General features: G+C 66.6%; 23 protein-coding genes. 10 read left to right on the forward strand and 13 right to left on the reverse strand.

Annotated features, from left to right (window positions below; translation table 11 throughout):
* Positions 1 to 55: 55 nt before the first annotated feature.
* The 7 genes from AM2010_RS07515 to fsa all read right to left on the reverse strand — a co-directional run bounded on the left by AM2010_RS07515 (position 56) and on the right by fsa (position 6,380).
* Positions 56 to 994 (reverse strand): D-2-hydroxyacid dehydrogenase, encoded by a 939-nt coding sequence (locus tag AM2010_RS07515; protein WP_047806545.1) that lies wholly within the window; start codon positions 992 to 994, stop codon positions 56 to 58.
* 30 nt (positions 995 to 1,024) lie between these two features.
* On the reverse strand, positions 1,025 to 2,476 hold the full coding sequence (gene cysS, locus AM2010_RS07520; RefSeq protein WP_047806546.1) for a cysteine--tRNA ligase: 1,452 nt from the start codon (positions 2,474 to 2,476) through the stop codon (positions 1,025 to 1,027).
* A 34-nt stretch (positions 2,477 to 2,510) separates the two neighbouring features.
* Complete coding sequence (locus tag AM2010_RS07525) at positions 2,511 to 3,188, reverse strand: nitroreductase (RefSeq protein WP_047806547.1); 678 nt, start codon at positions 3,186 to 3,188, stop codon at positions 2,511 to 2,513.
* Positions 3,185 to 3,484, reverse strand: a complete 300-nt coding sequence (locus tag AM2010_RS07530; RefSeq protein WP_082132833.1) for a type II toxin-antitoxin system RelE/ParE family toxin — start codon at positions 3,482 to 3,484, stop codon at positions 3,185 to 3,187. The genes AM2010_RS07525 and AM2010_RS07530 overlap by 4 nt, the downstream gene beginning before the upstream one ends.
* Positions 3,481 to 3,765: a ribbon-helix-helix domain-containing protein gene (locus AM2010_RS07535; protein WP_047806548.1), complete on the reverse strand. Its 285-nt coding sequence runs from the start codon at positions 3,763 to 3,765 to the stop codon at positions 3,481 to 3,483. Before AM2010_RS07535 ends, AM2010_RS07530 begins: the two co-directional genes overlap by 4 nt.
* 37 nt (positions 3,766 to 3,802) lie before the next feature.
* On the reverse strand, positions 3,803 to 5,623 hold the full coding sequence (gene cobT / locus AM2010_RS07540; protein WP_047806549.1) for a cobaltochelatase subunit CobT: 1,821 nt from the start codon (positions 5,621 to 5,623) through the stop codon (positions 3,803 to 3,805).
* A gap of 103 nt (positions 5,624 to 5,726) precedes the next feature.
* Positions 5,727 to 6,380: a fructose-6-phosphate aldolase gene (fsa, locus tag AM2010_RS07545; protein WP_047806550.1), complete on the reverse strand. Its 654-nt coding sequence runs from the start codon at positions 6,378 to 6,380 to the stop codon at positions 5,727 to 5,729.
* A gap of 150 nt (positions 6,381 to 6,530) precedes the next feature.
* On the opposite strand from fsa, the gene AM2010_RS07550 reads away from it, so the two are divergent.
* Both AM2010_RS07550 and AM2010_RS07555 read left to right on the forward strand, forming a co-directional pair.
* Positions 6,531 to 8,696: a primosomal protein N' gene (locus AM2010_RS07550; protein ID WP_047806551.1), complete on the forward strand. Its 2,166-nt coding sequence runs from the start codon at positions 6,531 to 6,533 to the stop codon at positions 8,694 to 8,696.
* Between the two features lie 10 nt (positions 8,697 to 8,706).
* The gene (locus AM2010_RS07555; protein WP_047806552.1) at positions 8,707 to 9,333 is read left to right on the forward strand and encodes a glutathione S-transferase family protein; all 627 of its coding nucleotides are present in this window, start codon (positions 8,707 to 8,709) and stop codon (positions 9,331 to 9,333) included.
* Positions 9,334 to 9,355: 22 nt separating this feature from the next.
* Here the strand turns inward: AM2010_RS07555 and AM2010_RS07560 are convergent, their stop codons facing one another.
* Genes AM2010_RS07560 through AM2010_RS07570 form a run of 3 tightly spaced genes read right to left on the reverse strand, consistent with a single transcriptional unit; the run spans position 9,356 to position 11,629 of the window.
* Positions 9,356 to 10,117, reverse strand: a complete 762-nt coding sequence (locus AM2010_RS07560; RefSeq protein ID WP_047806553.1) for an isocitrate lyase/PEP mutase family protein — start codon at positions 10,115 to 10,117, stop codon at positions 9,356 to 9,358.
* A complete protein-coding gene (locus tag AM2010_RS07565; RefSeq protein WP_150115351.1) occupies positions 10,114 to 11,151 on the reverse strand; it encodes a bifunctional transcriptional activator/DNA repair enzyme AdaA in 1,038 nt (345 codons plus the stop codon). Before AM2010_RS07565 ends, AM2010_RS07560 begins: the two co-directional genes overlap by 4 nt.
* A gap of 1 nt (position 11,152) precedes the next feature.
* A complete protein-coding gene (locus tag AM2010_RS07570; RefSeq protein ID WP_047806555.1) occupies positions 11,153 to 11,629 on the reverse strand; it encodes a DUF1203 domain-containing protein in 477 nt (158 codons plus the stop codon).
* A 103-nt stretch (positions 11,630 to 11,732) separates the two neighbouring features.
* Here AM2010_RS07570 and AM2010_RS07575 point away from each other — a divergent pair, with 103 nt between their 5' ends.
* The 8 genes from AM2010_RS07575 (at position 11,733) to AM2010_RS07610 (ending at position 19,388) form a co-directional block, all read left to right on the forward strand.
* Complete coding sequence (locus tag AM2010_RS07575; protein ID WP_047806556.1) at positions 11,733 to 13,274, forward strand: S1 family peptidase; 1,542 nt, start codon at positions 11,733 to 11,735, stop codon at positions 13,272 to 13,274.
* Positions 13,275 to 13,476: 202 nt separating this feature from the next.
* On the forward strand, positions 13,477 to 14,031 hold the full coding sequence (locus tag AM2010_RS07580) for a F0F1 ATP synthase subunit delta (protein WP_047806557.1): 555 nt from the start codon (positions 13,477 to 13,479) through the stop codon (positions 14,029 to 14,031).
* A 29-nt stretch (positions 14,032 to 14,060) separates the two neighbouring features.
* Positions 14,061 to 15,590, forward strand: coding sequence for a F0F1 ATP synthase subunit alpha (atpA, locus tag AM2010_RS07585; protein WP_047806558.1), 1,530 nt, complete (start codon positions 14,061 to 14,063; stop codon positions 15,588 to 15,590).
* Between the two features lie 30 nt (positions 15,591 to 15,620).
* On the forward strand, positions 15,621 to 16,502 hold the full coding sequence (locus AM2010_RS07590; protein WP_047806559.1) for a F0F1 ATP synthase subunit gamma: 882 nt from the start codon (positions 15,621 to 15,623) through the stop codon (positions 16,500 to 16,502).
* A 23-nt stretch (positions 16,503 to 16,525) separates the two neighbouring features.
* Positions 16,526 to 16,876, forward strand: a complete 351-nt coding sequence (locus AM2010_RS07595; protein WP_047806560.1) for a hypothetical protein — start codon at positions 16,526 to 16,528, stop codon at positions 16,874 to 16,876.
* 22 nt (positions 16,877 to 16,898) lie between these two features.
* A complete protein-coding gene (gene atpD, locus AM2010_RS07600) occupies positions 16,899 to 18,356 on the forward strand; it encodes a F0F1 ATP synthase subunit beta (RefSeq protein ID WP_047806561.1) in 1,458 nt (485 codons plus the stop codon).
* A gap of 43 nt (positions 18,357 to 18,399) precedes the next feature.
* Entirely contained in the window at positions 18,400 to 18,657 is a 258-nt protein-coding gene (locus AM2010_RS07605; protein ID WP_047806562.1) for an ATP synthase F1 subunit epsilon, read from the forward strand.
* 167 nt (positions 18,658 to 18,824) lie between these two features.
* On the forward strand, positions 18,825 to 19,388 hold the full coding sequence (locus AM2010_RS07610) for an SAM-dependent methyltransferase (RefSeq protein ID WP_082132834.1): 564 nt from the start codon (positions 18,825 to 18,827) through the stop codon (positions 19,386 to 19,388).
* Between the two features lie 52 nt (positions 19,389 to 19,440).
* Here the strand turns inward: AM2010_RS07610 and AM2010_RS07615 are convergent, their stop codons facing one another.
* Genes AM2010_RS07615 through glmU form a run of 3 tightly spaced genes read right to left on the reverse strand, consistent with a single transcriptional unit; the run spans position 19,441 to position 21,666 of the window.
* Positions 19,441 to 19,746 (reverse strand): HNH endonuclease, encoded by a 306-nt coding sequence (locus tag AM2010_RS07615; protein ID WP_047806563.1) that lies wholly within the window; start codon positions 19,744 to 19,746, stop codon positions 19,441 to 19,443.
* Entirely contained in the window at positions 19,733 to 20,314 is a 582-nt protein-coding gene (locus AM2010_RS13765; protein ID WP_053044004.1) for a hypothetical protein, read from the reverse strand. Before AM2010_RS13765 ends, AM2010_RS07615 begins: the two co-directional genes overlap by 14 nt.
* Positions 20,311 to 21,666, reverse strand: coding sequence for a bifunctional UDP-N-acetylglucosamine diphosphorylase/glucosamine-1-phosphate N-acetyltransferase GlmU (gene glmU / locus AM2010_RS07625; RefSeq protein WP_047806564.1), 1,356 nt, complete (start codon positions 21,664 to 21,666; stop codon positions 20,311 to 20,313). The genes AM2010_RS13765 and glmU overlap by 4 nt, the downstream gene beginning before the upstream one ends.
* Between the last annotated feature and the right edge of the window lie 45 nt (positions 21,667 to 21,711).

Genomic DNA, 21,711 nt, shown 5'->3' on the forward strand with positions numbered 1-21,711 from the left:
GTCCTCCTCCCCCAACAATCCCGCTGGCGGGCGAAAGGTCCGCCCCGCCGCCCGGTCAATATCCGCGCGCGGGGTCGAAAATCGGCTCCAGCGGTTCCCCGGCGACGAACCGGCGGCAATTGGCCAGGAACCGTTCGGCCGAACGGACGAACATCTTCGACTGCGCCCGGCCCGACAGGTGCATCGTCACATGGGCATTTTCGAGTTGCCACAGTGGGTGATCGGCCGGCAGCGGCTCGGGCGTCGTCACATCCAGGAACGCCCCGCCGATGCGCCGTTCCTCCAGCGCGGCGACCAGCGCGTCCTGGTCCACCACCGCGCCGCGCGCGATGTTCACCAGCACGGCATCGTCCTTCATCGCGGCAAGTTCCTCGCTGCCGATCATCGCATCGGTTTCCGGTGTCGCGGGAACGGCCAGGATCACCCAGTCGAATTCGCCCAGCCGCGCGCGCCATTCGTCGGGGGCCAGCACCCCGTCCCCGCCCGACCGGCGCACGACGGTCACTTCCACCCCGAAAGCTTCCAGCCGCGGCCTGATCAGCTTGCCGATCGCGCCATAGCCCAGCAGCAGCGCCCGGCTGCCCGCCAGTTCGCGCTTGCCCGGCGAATCGGCCAGCCATTCGCGCCGGTCCTGCGCGCGCACGACTTCGCGGTAGCCCTTGGCCATCGTCAGCATCCCCATCACGACATATTCGGCAATCGTGATCGCGTTGATGCCCGCGCCATTGGTGATCGTGACCCCGCGCCGCTGCAACAGGTCGAGCGGCAGGAAATCGAGCCCGGCGTAGATCGAGCTGAGCCAGCGCAGCTTTTCCGCCCGCCGGACCGCCTCGGCCATCGGTTCCGTGGCATCGAGATCGAACCACCCGATCTCCGCCTCGGGCGCAAGCGCATGAAGTTCCTCGACCGAAGTGTACCAGCGCGGCTCGATCCCCGCCGGCAGGTGCTCTTCCACCAGCGGCCGGACAAGCCCGGACAGGACGGCAACGGTCATTGGTTTCTCTCCTCCGATTGCACTGCGGCCCTAGCCAAGCTTCCAGTCCCAGCCGAGCGGATCGCCGTCCATCACCTCGACCCCTTTGCCCGACAGTTCGTCGCGGATCGCGTCGGAGCGGGCGAAGTCGCGGGCGGCGCGGGCTTCGCGGCGGCGTTCGAGCGCATCTTCGACGTCGTCCTCGTCCAGTTCGGCCGTATCGGGGCGCAGGCGCAAGTCGGCGCGGGTCAGGTCGAGCAGGCCGAGGCCGAGCACCGCGTCCATCCGGGCGATCGCGGCGCGGCGTGCCGCCGGGTCGATCTTCTTCGCCGATAGCGCTTCCTCGAACGCGGTCAGCGCCAGCGGGGTGTTGAGATCGTCCGCCATCGCGGCGTCGAACCGTTCGAGGAACGGCACGAGGCGCGGATGGTTCGGGTCGCCTTCCTCGTCCGCGTCCGAAAAACGCTCCGCCGCGATCGCCATCCGTTTCAGCCGGGTCAGCGCCGCGCCCAGTCCGTCCCACGAAAATTCCAGTTCGCTGCGGTAATGCGCCTGAAGGCACATGAGACGATAGGCGAGCGGGTGATAGCCTTTCGACACCAGCAGGGGCAGGCGCAGGAATTCGCCCGCCGACTTGCTCATCTTGCCGCTGCGTTCGACCAGGAAGTTGTTGTGCATCCAGATCTTCGCGCCCGAATGCGTCGCCACGTCCAGCCCGCCGCACCCGCAGAAGGCCTGGTTCTGTGCGATTTCGTTCGGGTGGTGGATCTCGCGGTGATCGATCCCGCCGGTGTGGATGTCGAACGGGAAGCCGAGCAGATTCTCGCCCATGACCGAGCATTCCAGATGCCAGCCGGGGGCGCCCTTGCCCCACGGGGAATCCCATTCCATCTGCCGCGTTTCGCCCGGCGGGGTCTTGCGCCAGATGGCGAAATCGGCGGCGTTCCGCTTGCCCGCGACTGCCTCGATCCGGCCTTCACCCTCTTCGGTCACGGCGCGCGCGAGGCGGCCGTAGTCCTCGACCGTCGAAACGTCGAAATAGAGCCCGCTGTCGAGTTCGTAGCAGTGCTTGTCTGCAATGCTTTTCGCGAACTCCAGCATCTCGTCGATATAGTCGGTCGCCACCGACCACCTGGCCGGCTCGCGAATGTTGAGCGCCTTCACGTCGGCCCGGAAGGCTTCGGTATAGTGCTTCGCGATGTCCCAGATCGACTGCGCTTTCTGCGCGGCCATCTTCTCCATCTTGTCCTCGCCCGCATCGCCATCGTCGGTCAGGTGGCCGACATCGGTGATGTTGATGACATGGGTGAGCTTGTAGCCGCGCGACGAGAGCGTGCGGCCGAGCACGTCGGCGAAGACATAGGCGCGCATATTGCCGATATGCGGGTAGTTGTAGACCGTCGGCCCGCAGGAATAGACGCGCGCCTCGCCGGCGTGGACCGGTTCGAACGGTTCGAGCTGGCGGGTGAGCGAGTTGAAGAGCTTGAGCGGGGTCGCGGTCATGGCTGCCAGCCTTGGCGCGGGCGCGGCCTCGCGGTCAAGCGTCGAAACCGTCCCAGCGGATCGCCTCGTCGATCGGCGCGCGGGCGACGGGGAACGCGTTCACCGGTGCATCCGGGTCGCGATAGCCGATGGCGAGGCCGCAGAAGAACGTGTGATCTTCGGGAATGTCGACCACTTCGCGGATCTGCGGGGAATAGACGGCCCAGGCTTCCTGCGCGCAGGAATCGAGCCCTTCCTCGCGCAGGAGCAGCATGATCGTCTGCAGCCACATGCCGATGTCCGACCACTGCGGCGGGCCCATATATTTCGGCGTGTGGACCAGCATCAGCACGGGTGCGCCGAAAGCGCGGAAATTGTTGGCGAACCAGGCAAGGCGCTGCGCCTTGTCCTCGCGCGCGATTTCGAGCGCGCCATACATGTCTTCCCCCACGCCGCGCCGGCGCTGTTCGTAGGGGCCGTCGAGTTCGGGCGGATAGATGTGATACTCGGGCGCATGGGCGGCGCGCCCCTTGGGAAATTCCTGCGCGATCCGGTCAAACAGGCGCTGCATCGGCGCGCCGGTCAGCACGATGCCGTGCCAGGGCTGCGTATTTCCGCCCGAAGGCGCGCGCTGCGCCTTCTCCAGCACGCGGACGAGTGTCGCCCGATCGACAGGCTTGTCGAGAAAGGCGCGGACGAAGCGGCGAGTGGCGATGGCTTCAGAGGGGGTCATTCAATTTCTTCGAGTAAAGCATTGAGATCACGCGATGAATGAGCAACTCGTAAGATCACAACCGAAACATCGTCTGCACGATAGACAATCTGGTACCGGCCATGATGTGCGATCCGCAGATCGTACTTCCAGCGCAAACGCACGCGATACAGCAGAGGATTGTCGCCGACCCATGCAATTCGTTTGAGAAGCTCGGCGATATAGCTTTCCGCCTGCGATGGATCGTCACGAGCGATGTAATCCGAAATCTCGCGCAGATCGTCCATCGCGCGCTGCTTGATCTCGACGGTTTTCACCGATCTTCGGCGCGATACTTGGCTGCTTGTTCGGCGACATACTGGCGGATTTCAGCAAATGCCTGTTCGGCAGGATAAGACGGCCCCGCTTCAGCTTCGGCAACCATCTCCTTGAGGCGCTCGATCGCGGCTTCCCTGCGATCCTGCTCATCGCTCCAATCGCGGAGCGCTTCCCGCACCACTTCACTCGTGGTGGCATAGCTGCCGGAATCGACCGCTGCGCGCAGCTTCGCGGCCATTTCTTCCGGCATCGTCACGGTAATGCGTTCGAGCTTGCCCATGCCGCATACTTTATCACACGGAGTATGACCGGCCAAGTCACTCCACCTCGAACAAGTCCGCCAGTTGCTCGATAATGGTGCCACCCAGTTGTTCGACATCCATGATCGTGACCGAGCGCTTGTAGTACCGGGTCACGTCGTGGCCGATGCCGATGGCGGCGAGTTGCACGGGAGACTGTTTCTCGATCCAGTCGATCACCCGGCGCAAGTGGCTTTCCAGATAGCCGGCGCTGTTCACGCTCAGCGTCGAATCGTCGACCGGCGCGCCGTCGGAAATGACCATCAGGATCCGGCGATCTTCCGGCCGGCCGAGCAGGCGCTGGTGCGCCCACATCAGCGCCTCGCCGTCGATGTTTTCCTTCAGCAGCCCTTCGCGCATCATCAGGCCGAGGTTGCGGCGCGCGCGGCGCCAGGGCTCGTCCGCCTTCTTGTAAACGATGTGGCGCAAGTCGTTGAGGCGGCCCGGCTGCGGCGGCTTGCCGTCGGCCAGCCATGCCTCGCGGCTCTGCCCGCCCTTCCAGGCGCGGGTGGTGAAGCCGAGAATCTCGGTCTTGACCCCGCACCGTTCCAGCGTCCGCGCGAGGATGTCGGCGCTGATCGCGGCAATACTGATCGGCCGCCCGCGCATGGAGCCCGAATTGTCGATCAGCAGGGTGACCACCGTGTCCTTGAATTCGGTATCGCGTTCGACCTTGTAGGACAGCGCATGGCCGGGACTGACGACGACGCGAGTGAGCCGCGCGGCATCGAGCAGCCCCTCTTCCTGGTCGAAGTCCCAGCTGCGGTTCTGCTGCGCCATCAGCCGCCGCTGCAGCCGATTGGCAAGCTTGGTGACGACCGACTGCAACCCGGCGAGCTGGCTGTCGAGATAGCTGCGCAGCCGGTCCAGCTCCTCCGCATCGCACAGCTCGGGCGCCTCGATCACTTCATCGAACCGGTCGGTGAAGTGCGAGTATTCGAAATCGCCGGGGATGTCGGTCCAGGGCCGGTTGGGGCGGACCGGCAACATGCCCTCCTCCCCCTCGTCCGCGGCCTCACCGTCGGACATTTCGTCGCTCGATTCGGCTTCGCCCTCGCTCTCGCCATCGGCGTCGCCTTCGCTCGGCTCGCCGGCGATCTGGGTCGACTGCGGGTCCGAATCGCCGCTGTCTTCGCCTTCGCTCTCGTCCTCGTCCTGCTCGCCGCCGTCCTCGTCGTCACCTTCCTCATCCTCGCCGCCGTCGTTCTCTTCCGGGCGGACAAGTTCGAGGTGGCGCAACATGTCGAGCGCAAGCGACTGAAACGCCTTCTGATCGTCCAGCGACAGCGCCAGCGCTTCGAAATCGGGTTCGGCGCGCGCTTCGATGAATTCGCGGACCATCTCCACCCCGGCGCGCGCGCGTTCGGGCACCGGGGCGCCGGTCAGTCGCTCGCGCAGGATCAGGCCCAGCGCGGTTTGCAGCGGCACGTCGCCCTCGTTCTGTGCCCGCGCGATCGGATCGGCGGCAGTGCGCAATTCCACCGCGGCATCCAGATTGTCGCGAATCCCGCCGAAGCGATTGGCCCCCAGCGCCTCGTACCGGACCTGCTCGGCCATGTCGTAACAGGCACGCGCCACCGGCTCCGGCGGAGCGTTGCGAGCGTGGAGGCCGCTATCGTGATGGCGCAGGCGGAGCGCAAAGCTGTCGGCAAATCCGCGCGCCTCGCGCGCCTGTTCGGGCGGCAGGGTCCGTCCCGGCAGCGGAACGCGAAAGTTCTTCCCGCTGGCCGTGGGGGCATCCGCGCTCCAGGCGACCTCGACCTCCGGCTCGCGCGCCAGGGCGCGCGCCGTTCCGGTCAGCGCCTGCTTGAAGCGGTCGAGGGGCGTCTGGTCGGCCAATGCTATCCCTTTGGTGCCCCCGCGAAGGCGCGGGCCTCAGGCCACATGCGGAGCGCCAGTGGCGCGAGGTCCCCGCCTGCGCGGGGACTCGGGCAAAAGATCGTCATACGATCTTTTGTCCGGTCTTCGCCCAGTCGGCCAGGAAGCCTTCGATGCCCTTGTCGGTCAGGACATGCTTGACCAGCCCCTTGATCACCGCCGGCGGCATTGTCGCCACGTCGGCCCCGATCCGGGCGCTTTCCAGCACGTGGGTGGCATGGCGGACGGAAGCGACGAGGATTTCGGTGTCGAACGGGTAATTGTCGTAAATCAGGCGGATATCGCGGATAAGCTCCATCCCGTCGAACCCGTTGTCGTCGTGCCTGCCGACGAAGGGGGACACGAACGTCGCCCCCGCCTTGGCGGCCAGCAATGCCTGGTTGGCGGAAAAGCACAGCGTGACGTTGACCATCGTGCCCTCGCCCGTCAGCGCCTTGCAGGTCTTCAGCCCGTCGATCGTCAGCGGCACCTTGATACAGACGTTGTCCGCGATCTTGCGCAGGACTTCCGCCTCTTTCATCATCGTCTCGTGATCGAGCGCGACGACCTCGGCGCTGACCGGCCCGTCGACCAGGCCGCAGATTTCTTTCGTCACTTCCATGAAATCGCGCCCGGACTTGGCGATCAGCGAAGGATTGGTGGTCACACCGTCGAGCAGACCGGTCGCGGCCAGTTCCTCTATCTCGGCGGTGTCGGCAGTGTCGGCGAAGAATTTCATGGGTCGGCTCCGATTGGCGATTCCCCTCCCGCTCTAACGAAGGCAGGCCTGCGGAGCTAGGCCGTCGGACGCGAGCGGAGGCACAATTCGCAGGATTTCTTCGCCCGCGCCTTGCCGCCCGCATGGCCGCGCTCTCATATGAGGGTGCCGATGAACCGTGTCCGCCTCCTCGTCTTCAACGCCGCGCTCGGCGCGCTGGACTATCGCGTGCCCGAAGGCATGGCGGTGGGGCCGGGATCGGTCGTCGTCGCCCCGCTCGGCCCGCGCCAGATCGTCGGCATCGTGTGGGAAGAAGACCGGCTTCCCGCCGAATCGGTGGCCGACGCGCGCCTGCGGCCGCTGGCCGAAGCGCTGCCGGTGCCCCCGCTGCGCGCCGAGCTGCGCCGCCTGATCGAATGGACCGCCGACTATTACTGCGCCCCGCTTTCGGCAGTGGCGCGAATGGTCATCTCCAGCGGCGGCGCGCTGCGCGGCCCGGCGACGATGACCGAATACCGGCTGAGCGGCGGAATGCCCGAACGCATGACGCCCCAGCGCGAACGGGCGATGGAACGGCTGGAAGGCGAACAGGCGACGATCCGCGAACTGGCCGACATGGCCGGCGTGTCCGAAGGGGTCCTGCGCGGGCTGGTCAATCAGGGCGCGATGGAGCCTGTCACGGTCGATTGCGACCGCCCCTACCCCCGCGCCCGGGCGGGCCACGCGGCGGTGGAGCTCAACCCCGAACAGGCCGGGGTTGCGGCCCGGCTGGTGGACGCGGTGAACGAAGCGGCCTTCGCACCTTTCCTGCTCGACGGCGTGACCGGATCGGGCAAGACCGAAACCTATTTCGAAGCGGTCGCCGCCGCGCTCGATGCGGACCAGCAAGTCCTCGTCCTCCTGCCCGAAATCGCCCTGACCCAGGCGTTCCTGCGCCGGTTCGAGGATCGCTTCGGCGCGCCGCCGGTCGTCTGGCATTCCTCGCTCAAATCGACCGAGCGCCGCCGCGCCTGGCGCGCAATCGCCAGTGGGGAGGCGCAAGTCGTGGTCGGCGCGCGCTCCGCCCTGTTCCTGCCCTATGGCCGGCTGGGCCTGATCGTGGTCGACGAAGCGCACGAGGTCAGCTTCAAGCAGGACGACGGCGTGCGCTACAACGCGCGCGACGTGGCGGTGATGCGCGCGCATTTCGAAGGGCTGCCCGTCGTCCTCGCCAGCGCGACCCCCGCGCTCGAAAGCCTGCAGATGGCCGAAAGCGGGATCTACGAACGGCTCGAACTGCCCAGCCGCTTCGGCGCGGCGGAACTGCCGGCGATCGACACCGTGGATCTGACCGAGGACCCGCCCGAACGCGGCCGCTGGCTGGCCCCGCGGCTGGCGCGGGAACTGGCCGAGCGGCTGGACAAGGGGGAACAGTCGCTGCTGTTCCTCAACCGGCGCGGCTATGCCCCGCTGACGCTGTGCCGCAATTGCGGTTTTCGCTTCGAATGTCCCAATTGCACCGCCTGGCTGGTCGAGCACCGCTTCTCCCGCCGGCTCGCCTGCCACCACTGCGGGCACGAGACCACACCGCCCGCGACATGCCCCGAATGCGGGGAGCCCGATTGTCTGGTCGCCTGCGGGCCGGGGGTGGAGCGGATCGCCGACGAAGTGGCCGAAATCCTGCCCGGCGCGCGCGTGGCGGTCGCGACCAGCGACACGCTCAATTCGCCCGAACGCGCGGCAGAGTTCGTCGCGCAGGTCGAGGAAGGGGCGATCGACGTGATCGTCGGCACCCAGCTGGTGACCAAGGGCTTCCATTTCCCCGAGCTGACGCTGGTCGGCGTGGTCGATGCCGATCTGGGGCTCGAGGGCGGCGATCTGCGCGCGGCGGAGCGGACCTACCAGCAGGTCGCACAGGTCGCCGGGCGCGCGGGGCGCGGGGAGAAGCCGGGCCAGGTCCTGATCCAGACCCGCCATCCCGATGCACCCGTGATCGCCGCGCTGGCCGCCGGCGACCGCGATGCCTTCTACGCCGCGGAGACGGAGGCACGGCGCCACGCCGGCGCCCCGCCCTTCGGCCGCTGGGCCGCGATCATCGTGTCGAGCGAGGACGAGGCGGAAGCGAAAGAGGCCGCCCGCGCGATCGGCGGCACGCGACCCGACCTGGGCGACATAGCGATCTACGGCCCAGCGCCCGCCCCGCTGTCGCTGCTGCGCGGCCGCTACCGCTATCGCCTGCTGATCAACGCCCGCCGCAGCGCCCGCCTGCAGGACACCCTCCGCACCTGGCTCAACGCCCTCGACTTCCCCCGCGGCGTACGCGTATCGATCGACATCGATCCCTACAGTTTCGTTTAGGAGCCAACCCATGCTGATCGTTCATCATCTTCGTATCTCGCAGTCGGAACGGGTCGTGTGGCTGTGCGAGGAGTTGGGGCTGGATTATACGCTGCGCCTCTATTCGCGGCGGGAAGACAACAATCTCGCGCCAGAAGAGTACAAGGCGCTGCACCCGATGGGGATCGCCCCGGTGATTACCGATGGCGATCTGGCGCTGGGAGAAAGCGGGGCGATCTGCGAATATCTCGATCGCAAGTACGGCGGGGCCAGGCTGTCGCCGGGCCCGGATCATCCCGATTTTGCGGACCACCTGTTCTGGTTCCACTTCGCCAATGCCACGTTCATGACCAACGGCATGATGGCGCTCGTCACCGGGCGCATGGGCGAAGTGCCCGAGTTCGTGACCGGCCGGACGGCGAAGGCCTGGGCCATGGCGGAGGCGCGGCTGGGAGAGGCGGAGTTCTTCGGCGGGTCGCAGCTGACCACGGCCGACATCATGATGGGTTTCAGCCTTACCACTGCCCGCATGTTCGGCGGGACGAGCCTGGACGCCTTCCCCAATATCGCCGCCTATCTCCAGCGCATCGGCCGGCGCGATGCCTATCGCCGCGCGATGGAGAAATGCGAGCCGGGGATGGCGCCCAAGCTGGACTAGGGCCGCTTCGGCAAAACCGGCTCTAGGCCGCGTAGCCCGGCGTTCCGCCGGCGAGGACGGTCTGTGCCTCGCGCTCCAGCAGGGTCATCGCGGCTTCCCAGGGCTGGTGCCCATGGCTGATCCGCGCGACGCCGAGTGTGGCCAGCGCGGCCCGGTCGCCGCAGGCCGGCGACCACAGGATATTAACCGGGAGCGGCGATGCCTCGCAGATTGCGGCAATGCAGCCGGCATCGGCGAGGAAGGGCACGAACAGGCCGCCCGCGCCGGCATCGGCGTAAGCGCGCGCACGGTCGAGCGTCGCGGCGACCAGCGCCTTGCCTTCGCTGGCCACGTCCCGGCCCCGGAACACGTCGCAGCGGGCATTGACGAAGATGCCGCTGGATGCGGCGGCGGCCACGCGCTCGGCCTGCTCCGCCATGGGAACGAGCGCATCCTGCCCCGGCCCGCGATCTTCCATGTTGATCCCGGCGGCACCGGCATCGCGCGCGCGGGCGACAGAAGAGGCCACCTGTTCCGGCGTGTCGCCATAACCGGCTTCCATGTCGACCGACACGGGCAAATCGGTGACCGACACGATCCGCGCGAGATTGGCGAGGACAAGGTCGAGCGGGACGGTCTGTCCGTCGCGATAGCCGAGCGATTCGGCCACGCCGTAACTGCCCGTCGCGATCGCCGCCGCTCCGGCCTTCGCCACCACGCGGGCGGAACCGGCATCCCAGATGTTGAACAGCACCAGCGGATCGCCGGGAACATGCAGGCCGCGCAATTCGTCAATCTTGCTCATGTCTTCGCTCCTTCGCGTTTGAGCAGTTCCCGCTTGATATCCTGCCCATAGGCATAACCGCCCAGATCGCCGTCGGACCGGATCACGCGGTGGCAGGGAATCAGGATGGCGACATTGTTGCGCGCATTGGCGCTGCCTGCGGCCCGCACCGCCTTGGGATTGCCGGCCGCGGCGGCGATGTCGGAATATGTGCGGGTTTCGCCGGGCGGTATTTCGCGCAGCGCCTTCCAGCACGCTTCCTGAAACGCCGTGCCTTTCACATCCAGCGGGATGTGAGCGAAATCGCCGGGCGATTCGACCGTGGCCACCACGTCGGCGAGCAATCCGGCAAAGGCGGCGTCGCCTGCGATCAGATCGGCCTGGGGAAAGCGCCGGCGCAGATCGTCCTCACCTTCGCCGAACGACAGACGGCACACGCCCTTGTCGGTCGCGGCGACAAGCATCGGCCCCATCGTGGTTTCGACCACGGCCCAGCGTATCGCCACACCTGCCCCGCCGTTCGCCCATGCACTCGGTGCCATGCCCAATTTCCCCTTTGTGGAATCGTAGAAGCGCGACGGCGCGGAAAAGCCCGCATCGTAAATCGCGCCGGTCACGCTTGCCCCATCGCTCAGGGCATCGCGGGCACGCTCTTCCCGCAGAGCGCGGGCATAGGCAGCCGGCGACAGGCCGATCGCGCGCTTGAACACGCGCTGGAAATGACTGGGCGAATAGCCGGTGAGCTGCGCCAGGGTATCCAGCGATGGCGTGCCTTCGGCATCGCCGGCGGCCTGTCGGATTTCGTCGATCGCGGCGACCACGGCAGCTTCATCACGCGCAACATCGTCGGGCAGGCAACGCTTGCAGGCGCGCAGCCCGGCCCGCCGCGCATCGGCTCCGCTCGCGAAGAAGCGGACGTTTTCCCGCCGCGGATGACGGGCGGCGCAGGACGGGCGGCAATAGATTCCGGTCGACAACACGCCGGTCACGAAGCGCCCGTCGAAGCTCTTGTCGCGCCGTTTGACTGCGGCCCAGGCATGATCGTCGTTCAGCATGTCACACCCCTTCATAGCGCTCGACGCGCGCCGCAAAACAGCCATAGGCGGCGTTGTGGGCGTCGATATACGCGATTTGCGGGTCGTCGAGCAAAGCGCGTATCGCAGGATCGACATCGTCCGCCAGCGCGAGTGCGGCCCGGTGCAGGCACCCGTCCGCGCTATAGCCGCGCAGCGCGATCGGGCGGCCGCGCAGGACCGGGGGTAGGCTGTCTACGAACTCGGCCGGTTCATCCGCATTCTTGCGCACGTAAATGGCAAAGGCATTGCGATAGGGGGTGGCCGGATCGTGATTGGTGAAATTGGTTAGCAACACGTCCTCCCCCGGTGCCGCGTCCTTCAGGCTCACCCGGCAGGGGTAGTAGCCTTCGTCCGGCGCCGTCAGCCGCTGCGAAAGCGTTGCGGCCAGCGCGTCCCCGTCCATTGCGAAACGATCCGCGAATTGTGCGGGGTCGAGCCCGCGAATGCGATAAGTCATTGAACCGCTCCTGTTCGATTGCCCGCTCGCTATGCATCGCGTCGCGGACAGTCGCATCCCGCCGCTTGCGGTCAAAAGGCGCCCTCGCCTACATACCCCGCCGATGACGCGCCTGTTCACCCTTGCCGCCGCGCTGCTGGCGCTGATCCTTCCCGCGGCGGCGCAGGCCGATCCCGCCGATATCGACGCCGCCGCGCGCGGCGTGGTTCGCGTGGTGATCATGGGGACCGACGGGGACGAAGTCTTCCCCGTCAGCCACGGCACCGGGTTTGCGGTGGGGCCGCGCAGAATCGTCACCAATGCCCACGTCGTGCGCGAAGCCTTGCAGGACGATACCCTGCGGATCGGCATCGTGCCCAGCGAAGGGGGCGAGGCCGCCGATTATGCCCGCCCGGTCGCGGTCAGCCCGGGCAATGACCTTGCGCTGGTCGAAATCACCGGCGAGCTGCGCCTGCCCCCGCTGACGATTGCCGCCGGCGCCGTGCGCGATGGAGAGGTTTCGGCAGTCGGTTACCCGATGAACGTCGACCGGGCGCAGGGCCTGGACATGGGCGATATCTTCCGCTCGCAGCCGCCGGTCAAAAGCCGCGGCTTCCTGTCCGGCCAGCGCCCCAGCCGGCTGTTCGACACGATCCTGCACACCGCCCCGATCGCGCGCGGCAACTCAGGCGGGCCGCTGCTGGACGGGTGCGGCCGGGTGATCGGGGTGAACAGCTTCGGCACCGATTCGGGCGGATCGGACGGTGAATTCTACTTCGCGGTTTCGACCCGCGAACTCCTTCCATTCCTGCGCGCGAACGATGTCGAGGCGCGGATCGCCGATCTGCCCTGCCGCAGCCTGGAAGATCTGAACGAAGCCGAACGTGCGCGGATCGAACGCCAGCAGGACGAAGCGCGCCAGCAACTCGCCGCCCGCGCGCAGGAAACCCGCGAGCGTCGCGCCCGCGCAGAGGATAGCGCACGCGAATCGGTCCAGACCGACCGCGAAAATGCGATGGCGCTCGCGTTCGTCCTGGCGCTGGCCGCATTCGGGGCCGCCGCGGTGGCCTGGCAGGCCCGACAGGCCGGCGAAGGGGGCGAACGCCGGATGATGATCGCGGGCACGATCGCGGCCGTCGCCGCAATCGTCGCGCTCGCGCTATGGTTTACCCGGCCCGGCCTCGACGAAGTGGAGCGGCGGGTCGCGGCGGCGATGGGCGAAGTGGACGAATCGCCCGATGCCCCCGGTGCCGAGGCGACTGGCGACGGAATGCTGACCTGCACGCTCGACCTGACGCGCAGCCGTGTGGTCGGCGCGCCCGACCGCGAACTGGAATTTTCGTGGCGCGAGGACGGCTGCGTCAACGGGCGCACGCAATATGGCTTTTCGGGCGGCAGCTGGTCGCGGGTGTTCGTCCCGAACCAGGAACAGGCGGTGTCGGTGAACCTGTTCGATCCGGCGACGGGCACGTTCCGCACCGACCGCTATCTGCTCGGTCGCACCGACATGGCTGCGGCGCGGCAGGCACGCGGCAAGTACTCGCCGCCGAAATGCAACGCGGAAGGGGCCGCGTCCACGCTGGGCGATCTGCAATCGGGGGTCACCGCCCTGCTCCCCTCCGCACCCAACGAACGGCTGGTCTACTCGTGCGAAGCGAAGCAATAACGGGGGGCGGCCAATGCCCCGCCGCGCGCGATCTTCGCACCTGCCAATGCCGTGCGAATACACCGTTCCGCCGCGCAGGCGGGTTGCATAGTCAGAAACCCGGTGCTAGTCGCGCGCCAGCCTTGCCGGGGTGGATTGATCCGCCCACATCGGCATGGGCGATGCACCGCTATTTTCCGGACCTTTAAAGGACGAGAGACGCGTGGAGATTTCCGCCGGTATTCAGGCTAGCCTGTCAGGGCGCTATGCCTCGGCCCTGTTCGATCTGGCCGCCGAGAAGGGCACGGTCACTGCTGTCGAATCGGACCTTGAGAATCTGTCCGCCGCTCTCGCCGAATCGGCAGAGATGCGCGCCGCGACGACCAACCCCGAACTGAGCCGGAAGGCGCAGGGCGCGGCGATGGCAGGCGTGGCGAAGCTGCTCAGTCTGTCCGACCTGACCGGCAATTTCCTGGGCGTTCTTGCCGCCAATCGCCGGCTGGGCGAACTGCCCGCGATCGTTCGCGCCTTTCGCGCAATCGCCGCCGCCCAGCGCGGTGAAGTTACGGCCGAGGTCGCAACCGCTCACGCGCTCACCGACGCGCAGCTGGGCACGCTCAGGGACAAGCTGACCGCGCGCGAAGGGCGCACGGTCAAGCTCGACGCGAAGGTCGATCCCGACCTTCTGGGCGGGCTCGTCGTCACTATTGGTTCGAAGCGCATCGACGGTTCGATCCGCACCCGCCTCAATTCTCTCGCCCACGCCATGAAGGGCTGACGCCACAAGGCTCGAAGGAAGACACGCACATGGAAATCCGCGCCGCAGAAATCTCCAAGGTCATCAAGGACCAGATCGCCAACTTCGGCACAGAGGCCGAAGTCAGCGAAGTCGGCTCCGTCCTTTCGGTCGGTGACGGCATCGCCCGCATCCACGGCCTCGACAAGGTTCAGGCCGGCGAGATGGTCGAATTCGCCAATGGCGTGCAGGGCATGGCGCTCAACCTCGAAGCCGACAACGTCGGTGTCGTGATCTTCGGCTCCGATGCCGAGATCAAGGAAGGCGACAGCGTCAAGCGGACCGAAACAATCGTGGACGTTCCCGTCGGCCGCGGCCTGCTGGGCCGCGTGGTCGACGCGCTGGGCAACCCGATCGACGGCAAGGGCCCGATCGAAACGACCGAGCGTCGCCGGGTCGAGGTGAAGGCGCCGGGCATCATCCCGCGTGAATCGGTTTCCGAACCGGTGCAGACCGGCCTCAAGGCGATCGACGCCCTCGTGCCCGTCGGCCGCGGCCAGCGCGAGCTGATCATCGGCGACCGCCAGACCGGCAAGTCCGCCGTCGCGATCGACACCTTCATCAACCAGAAGGAAGCCAACGCGGGCGACGATGAGAGCAAGAAGCTCTACTGCATCTATGTCGCCGTGGGGCAGAAGCGTTCGACCGTGGCGCAGATCGTCCGCCAGCTCGAAGAAAACGGCGCGATGGAATATTCGATCGTCGTCGCCGCGACCGCTTCGGAACCGGCGCCGCTGCAGTACCTCGCGCCCTACACCGGCTGCGCGATGGGTGAATTCTTCCGCGACAACGGCATGCACGCCGTGATCGTTTACGACGATCTTTCCAAGCAGGCGGTCGCCTATCGCCAGATGTCGCTCCTGCTGCGCCGCCCGCCGGGCCGCGAAGCCTATCCGGGTGACGTGTTTTACCTCCACAGCCGCCTGCTCGAGCGTGCGGCCAAGATGAGCAAGGCGAACGGCGGCGGATCGCTGACGGCCCTCCCGATCATCGAAACCCAGGCGGGTGACGTCTCGGCCTATATCCCGACCAACGTGATTTCGATCACCGACGGGCAGATCTTCCTCGAAACCGGCCTGTTCTACCAGGGCGTTCGCCCGGCCATCAACGTGGGCCTGTCGGTCAGCCGCGTTGGCGGTGCCGCGCAGACCAAGGCGATGAAGAAAGTGTCCGGCTCGATCAAGCTGGAGCTGGCGCAGTACCGCGAAATGGCGGCCTTCGCGCAGTTCGGTTCGGATCTCGACGCCGCGACGCAGAAGCTGCTCAATCGCGGTGCTCGGCTGACGGAACTGCTCAAGCAGGCGCAGTTTTCGCCCATGCCGTTCGAAGAACAGACCGTGTCGATCTTTGCCGGCACCAACGGCTATCTCGACGCGATCCCGACCGACCGGGTGACTGAATACGAAGCGGCAATGCTCAGCTTCATGCGCAGCGAACACGCCGACGTGCTCAAGGACATTCGCGAAAGCGGCAAGTTCGAAGGCGACGTGAAGGACCGCACGGTCGCCGCGCTCGACACGTTCGCCAAGCAGTTCGCCTGAGCCCCGCGAGATACTAGCTAGGGAGCCGAAATGGCCTCGCTGAAAGAACTCAAGGGCCGGATCAACTCGGTCAAGTCGACCCAGAAGATCACCAAGGCCAAGCAGATGGTCGCGGCGGCGAAGCTGCGCAAGGCGCAGGCCGCGGCCGAAGCCGCGCGCCCGTACGCCGAACGCCTGTCTGCCGTCATGGCCTCGCTCGCGGGCAAGGTCAGCGGCGATAGCGCCCCGAAACTGCTTGCCGGCACCGGTTCCAGCCAGCGCCATCTGCTGGTCGTGGTCAACACCGACAAGGGCCTGTGCGGCGGCCTCAACGCCAATATCGTCAAGGCCGCCAAGGCAAAGGCGCGCGCGCTGATAGCCGAAGGCAAGGATGTCGAATTCTACCTGGTCGGCAAGAAAGGCCGCGCGCCGATCAAGCGCGATTTTGCCGAACAGATCGGCCCGCAGTTCGATACCAGCACCGTGCGCACCCCCGGTTTCGAAGAAGCCGAAGCCATCGCGGACGAGCTGATCGCGCTGTTCGAAAGCGGCAAGTTCGATATCGCGCATCTCATCTACCCGACGTTCCAGTCGGCGCTGGTGCAGAACCCCACGATCCAGCAGCTGATCCCCGTCCCTGCCCCCGAAGGCAAAGTGGAAGGCAGCACCGGCGGCGATGCGGTGGTCGAATACGAGCCCGACGAAGAAGCGATCTTGGAAGAGCTTCTGCCGCGTTACGTCAAAACGCAGGTGTTCGGCGCGCTGCTGGAAATCGCCGCTTCCGAACAGGGTGCGTCGATGACCGCGATGGACAACGCCACCCGCAACGCGGGCGACCTGATCAACAAGCTGACCATCCAGTACAACCGTAGCCGTCAGGCCGCGATCACCACCGAACTCATCGAAATCATCGCCGGCGCAGAAGCGCTCTGAGCCCCAGCTAGCGGAATATCATCGTGAACAAGATCGCCCTTTTCGTTCCCGTCCTCGCCCTGTCCCTCGCCGCCTGCGGCGAAGAACCCGCGCCCGAGCCGGCACCGGTGCAGACCCCGGAACCCGCGCCCGAACCGTCGCTTCCGGCCCCGAACCAGGAACTGTTTTCCGGCCTGCTGGCGGAAGCATGTCCCGAACTCAAGCCGGTCAACACCGCAGTGTGCAAGCGCGCCGGCTTCGGCTCCAGCGACGTGATCTGCGAGTACGGCCTCGGCGAAGATTCGTACCTCCGCAACAAGGCGACCCTCACCCCCGGCGAAGGGGAATGGACGCTCGCCGACCCCGCTTCGATCTGCGCCCCCGGCGCCGCATAACTGCAAGGCAGGACATAGCATCATGGCCACCGCACCCGTACTCAACCAGATCACCAACGGCACGATCAGCCAGGTCATCGGCGCCGTCGTCGACGTGCAGTTCCCCGGTGAACTGCCGGCGATCCTGACCGCGCTCGAAACGAAGAACGGCGACAACACGCTGGTTCTCGAAGTCGCCCAGCACCTCGGCGAAAACACCGTGCGCACCATCGCGATGGATGCGACCGAAGGTCTCGTCCGCGGGCAGGAAGTCGTCAGCACCGGCGCGCAGATTTCGGTCCCCGTCGGCCCGAAGACGCTGGGCCGCATCATGAACGTCGTCGGCGAGCCGATCGACGAACGCGGCCCGGTCGGCGCGGAACAGACCGCCCCGATTCACGCGGAAGCCCCGCTGTTCGTCGACCAGTCGACCGAAGCGGCGATCCTCGTCACCGGCATCAAGGTCATCGATCTGCTCGCGCCTTATGCGAAGGGCGGCAAGATCGGCCTGTTCGGCGGCGCCGGCGTGGGCAAGACCGTGCTGATCCAAGAACTGATCAACAACATCGCGAAAGGTCACGGCGGCGTGTCCGTGTTCGCCGGCGTGGGCGAACGTACCCGCGAAGGTAACGACCTTTACCACGAATTCCTCGACGCCGGCGTCATCGCCAAGAACGATGCGGGCGAGGCGATCTCCGAAGGTTCCAAGGTGGCGCTGGTGTTCGGCCAGATGAACGAACCGCCGGGCGCGCGTGCCCGCGTCGCCCTGTCGGGCCTGACGATGGCGGAATATTTCCGCGACCAGGAAGGGCAGGACGTTCTGTTCTTCGTCGACAACATCTTCCGCTTCACCCAGGCGGGTTCGGAAGTGTCGGCGCTGCTCGGCCGTATTCCTTCGGCCGTGGGTTATCAGCCGACCCTGTCGACCGACATGGGTAACCTGCAGGAACGCATCACCTCGACCACCAAGGGTTCGATCACCTCGGTCCAGGCGATTTACGTCCCCGCGGACGACCTTACCGACCCTGCCCCCGCCACCTCGTTCGCGCACCTTGACGCGACGACCACGCTGAACCGCGCGATTTCGGAGCTGGGCATCTACCCGGCGGTCGACCCGCTCGATTCCACCAGCCGCGTGCTCGAACCGCGCGTCGTGGGGCAGGAGCACTACGAAACCGCTCGTAAGGTTCAGGAAACGCTGCAGAAGTACAAGAGCCTGCAGGACATCATCGCCATTCTCGGCATGGATGAACTGTCGGAAGAAGATAAGCTGACCGTCGCCCGCGCGCGCAAGATCCAGCGCTTCCTGTCGCAGCCGTTCCACGTGGCCGAGGTGTTCACCAACATCCCGGGCGAGTTCGTGCAGCTGGAAGACACGATCAAGTCGTTCAAGGCCGTCGTCGAAGGTGAATACGATCACCTGCCCGAAGCTGCCTTCTACATGGTCGGCGGCATCGACCAAGCGGTCGCCAAGGCGAAGAAGCTGGCCGACGAGGCGTAATGGACTCCCCTCCCGCAAACGGGAGGGGATTGAGGATTAGACAATGGCACTGCATTTCGAACTCGTGACCCCGGCCAAGCTCGTCCGTAGCGAGGATGTCCACATGGTGGTCGTCCCCGGTGCGGAGGGTGAATTCGGGGTGCTGGAAGGCCACGCGCCTTTCATGTCCACGATCCGCGACGGCGCGGTCCAGGTCTACCGGACCGAAGGCGCCGCGCCGGAGGAGATTGAGGTGCGTGGCGGTTTCGCCGAAGTCAGCGAGGCCGGGCTGACCGTCCTCGCCGAGCATGTCGAAGGCTGATCGCACCCTATCGCCGGATGAGCTGGCGGACGGGCAAAGCTAGCGGACAGGCAAACCTAGCGGACAGACGGGGCGGCCAGCAACGGCCGCCCTTTTCGTATCTGCCCGCCCGCCCGACGCACCCCTATTCATACTAACGTCACGCAAGGCGTCTCACGCTGGTTCGCATGATTGCCGCCTTTGCCCCCTTCCGCATGACGCTGGCCCTCGCGGCATGTCTTGCCGCGCTCGCTTCGTGCGGTCCGCGCGTCGATATCCATTACGTACCGACGCCCGAGCCGGTGGTCGAAGCCATGCTGGACATGGCCGAGATCGAGGACGGCGACGTGCTCTACGATCTTGGTTCCGGCGACGGGCGCATACCGATCGCAGCCGCCCGCCAGTTCGGCGTGCGCGCGGTGGGGATCGAGATAGACCCGCGCCTGATCCGCGAAGCCCGCGCCAATGCCGAAGCTGCCGGCGTCGCGCACCTGGTCGAATTTCGCGAGGCCGACCTGTTCGCCACCGACTTTTCCGATGCCGACGTGGTCACGCTCTACCTCGGCGACACGCTGAACCTGCGCCTGCGCCCGCAATTGCTTGAACAGCTCGACCCCGGCGACCGGGTGGTCAGCCACGATTTCGGCATGGGCGACTGGCCGCCCGACGAAAAGCGCATCGTCTCCAACCGCCCGGTTTACAAATGGACCGTGCCGAAGACCTTCATCCCCGGCTTCGGCGGGGTCGATTGAGGGTTTTCAGGCAAGATTGAAGCGGCCGGTGCCGTCTCAACGAAAAACCACTCTAGCGCGCCCGCCCGCCACGGGCGGGGCCGCCGCGTGTCGGGGCGTGGAAATCGGGCGGCTTGTCCGCAATCCATTCGAGGAACCGGGCCACGGCCGGCTCCTGCGCCAGGTGGTCGCGGTCGTCGCCGATGCGGGCGAGTTGGGAATTGGTGAAATGGGCGTGGATCGTGCGGTGGCAGATCGGGTGGATGGGCACGGTTGCGCGCCCCTTCTTCGCCCGGGGCACGGGATGGTGCCACTCGATACTATCGCCGATCGGGCGGCGGCAAAGCCAGCAGGTCGCGCTCTCGTCATCCCCCGGCATCGGCGCGCGCAGTCTCTTCCGTGAACAGTTCGTCTTCGCGGGTCATCGCCCGTCCTGCCGCATCGTACTGGATCGGCAGATCGGTGGCGCCCCCTTCGCACATATGCATCTGCGCAAACCGCCCGCCGCGCAGCACGACGAGGCCATCGCGGATCGCGGGATAATTGGGCTCCCCCGGCGCGAAATTGGTGCGGACCATGCGGCTGAAGACGACATGGCGCCAGTCGCCGTCGTCGAACGCGATCTGCGCTTCCCCGCCGCCGGAATAGAGCACCGTGGCAAAGCGCGGCGGCGGGCCGGAGGGGGTGGGAAGGACCAGCTTCGCCGTGCCCCGGCCGAAGGAATAGCGGGCCTCCAGCACGCCGCCCCTGCCCGCGACTGCGCAGACCGACAGCTCGCGCCCATCGGCCACGGTGCAGTGGAAGATCGGTTCAGCCCCCGCACCGCAACCCGCCACCGGTGCAGCCGAGATGTGGGCCGGAGCCTGCTGCTCCACCCGCTCCCCCTGCCCCGCGCCGCCACAGGCTGCGAGGGCCGGGACGGCAAGCAGGGCGAGCGGGCGGATCACTTGTCCTCGCCCGCCTTTTTCTTCTTCATCGTGTCGTGGAAACGGTCAGCCCAGCCGGGTTTCACCAGTTGTTCGGCCCGGACCATGCGCAGCTCGCCGTCGTCGACGTCGCGGCTGACCGCGCTGCCCGCGGCGACGATGGCATCCGCGCCGATCCGCACCGGAGCGATCAGCGCGCTGTTGCTGCCGATGAAGGCGCGCGGGCCGATCACGGTCTTGTGCTTGAAATAACCGTCGTAATTGCAGGTGATCGTGCCCGCGCCGATATTGGCCCCGGCCCCCACTTCGGCATCGCCGAGATAAGTCAGGTGGTTGGCCTTGGCCCCTTCGCCCAGAACGGCTTTCTTCATCTCGACGAAGTTGCCGACCTTGCTGCCCTTTTCCATCACCGCGCCGGGGCGCAGGCGGGCATAGGGGCCGACTTCGCATCCCGGCCCGATGCTGGCCCCTTCGATATGGCTGAAGGCGCGTATGGTCGCCCCGTCCGCCACGCTGACGCCGGGGCCGAAGACGACATTGGGTTCGATCGTGACATCGCGGCCGATCTGCGTGTCGTAGCTGAAGAACACCGTTTCCGGCGCGCGCAGCGATGCGCCGGCGGCCATCGCCTCCTCCCGCTTCACCCCTTGCCACTGCGCTTCCGCCCGGGCCAGTTCGGCGCGGCTGTTGATCCCGGTCACTTCGTCCGGCTGGTCGGTCACCACGACCGCGCTGTGGCGCCCGTCCTCCCGCGCGACGTTGACCACGTCGACCAGATAGTATTCGCCCTGGCTGTTGTCGTTCCCGACCCGCGCAAGCAGATCGAACATGTCGGCGGCGCGCGCGGCCATCAGGCCCGAATTGCACAGGCGGCAGGCACGCTCCGCCTCGGTCGCGTCCTTGTGTTCGACCATCTTTTCGATCCGGCCATCGGCATCGGCGATCACGCGGCCATATTGCAGCGTATCCGCCGGCTCGAAGCCCAAAACGACGACGGCGGGCGCGTCGTCGGCGTGGAGCCTGTCGAGCATCGCGCGCATCGTTTCGGCGCGTACGAAGGGCACATCGCCATAGAGGATCAGGACATCGCCATCGAACCCGTTCAGGCCGTCCTGCGCCTGCTGTACCGCATGGCCGGTGCCCAGCTGCGGTTCCTGCAGGCAGGTTTCCGCCCGATCCGCCAGCGCGCTTTCCAGTTGATCGCGCCCGCTGCCGACGACCACGACCGTTCGCGCCGGGCCAAGCTGCGCGGCGGAGGCCATCAGATGATCGATCATCGGCCGCCCGGCGATGGGGTGGAGGACCTTGTGCAGGCCCGATTTCATGCGCGTGCCCTTGCCCGCGGCAAGGATGACCGTTGCAAATTCTCTCATGCCCTGCCCCTTGCCAGCAAACGCTTGCGGTTTGAAGAACCTTGC

Source organism: Pelagerythrobacter marensis (assembly GCF_001028625.1).
GTDB classification, from domain to species: Bacteria; Pseudomonadota; Alphaproteobacteria; order Sphingomonadales; family Sphingomonadaceae; genus Pelagerythrobacter; species Pelagerythrobacter marensis.

What these genes read in the sequence shown, in the direction of transcription:
- AM2010_RS07605 (WP_047806562.1), top strand. Translation starts at nt 18,400, where the DNA reads ATGGCACTGCATTTCGAACTCGTGACCCCGGCCAAGCTCGTCCGTAGC.
- AM2010_RS07525 (WP_047806547.1), bottom strand. Translation starts at nt 3,188, where the DNA reads ATGACCCCCTCTGAAGCCATCGCCACTCGCCGCTTCGTCCGCGCCTTT.
- atpD (WP_047806561.1), top strand. Translation starts at nt 16,899, where the DNA reads ATGGCCACCGCACCCGTACTCAACCAGATCACCAACGGCACGATCAGC.
- glmU (WP_047806564.1), bottom strand. Translation starts at nt 21,666, where the DNA reads ATGAGAGAATTTGCAACGGTCATCCTTGCCGCGGGCAAGGGCACGCGC.
- AM2010_RS07590 (WP_047806559.1), top strand. Translation starts at nt 15,621, where the DNA reads ATGGCCTCGCTGAAAGAACTCAAGGGCCGGATCAACTCGGTCAAGTCG.
- AM2010_RS07555 (WP_047806552.1), top strand. Translation starts at nt 8,707, where the DNA reads ATGCTGATCGTTCATCATCTTCGTATCTCGCAGTCGGAACGGGTCGTG.
- AM2010_RS07615 (WP_047806563.1), bottom strand. Translation starts at nt 19,746, where the DNA reads ATGCCGGGGGATGACGAGAGCGCGACCTGCTGGCTTTGCCGCCGCCCG.
- cysS (WP_047806546.1), bottom strand. Translation starts at nt 2,476, where the DNA reads ATGACCGCGACCCCGCTCAAGCTCTTCAACTCGCTCACCCGCCAGCTC.
- AM2010_RS07535 (WP_047806548.1), bottom strand. Translation starts at nt 3,765, where the DNA reads ATGGGCAAGCTCGAACGCATTACCGTGACGATGCCGGAAGAAATGGCC.
- AM2010_RS07565 (WP_150115351.1), bottom strand. Translation starts at nt 11,151, where the DNA reads ATGCTGAACGACGATCATGCCTGGGCCGCAGTCAAACGGCGCGACAAG.
- AM2010_RS07610 (WP_082132834.1), top strand. Translation starts at nt 18,825, where the DNA reads ATGATTGCCGCCTTTGCCCCCTTCCGCATGACGCTGGCCCTCGCGGCA.
- fsa (WP_047806550.1), bottom strand. Translation starts at nt 6,380, where the DNA reads ATGAAATTCTTCGCCGACACTGCCGACACCGCCGAGATAGAGGAACTG.
- AM2010_RS07575 (WP_047806556.1), top strand. Translation starts at nt 11,733, where the DNA reads ATGACGCGCCTGTTCACCCTTGCCGCCGCGCTGCTGGCGCTGATCCTT.
- AM2010_RS07570 (WP_047806555.1), bottom strand. Translation starts at nt 11,629, where the DNA reads ATGACTTATCGCATTCGCGGGCTCGACCCCGCACAATTCGCGGATCGT.
- AM2010_RS07560 (WP_047806553.1), bottom strand. Translation starts at nt 10,117, where the DNA reads ATGAGCAAGATTGACGAATTGCGCGGCCTGCATGTTCCCGGCGATCCG.
- AM2010_RS07515 (WP_047806545.1), bottom strand. Translation starts at nt 994, where the DNA reads ATGACCGTTGCCGTCCTGTCCGGGCTTGTCCGGCCGCTGGTGGAAGAG.
- AM2010_RS07550 (WP_047806551.1), top strand. Translation starts at nt 6,531, where the DNA reads ATGAACCGTGTCCGCCTCCTCGTCTTCAACGCCGCGCTCGGCGCGCTG.
- atpA (WP_047806558.1), top strand. Translation starts at nt 14,061, where the DNA reads ATGGAAATCCGCGCCGCAGAAATCTCCAAGGTCATCAAGGACCAGATC.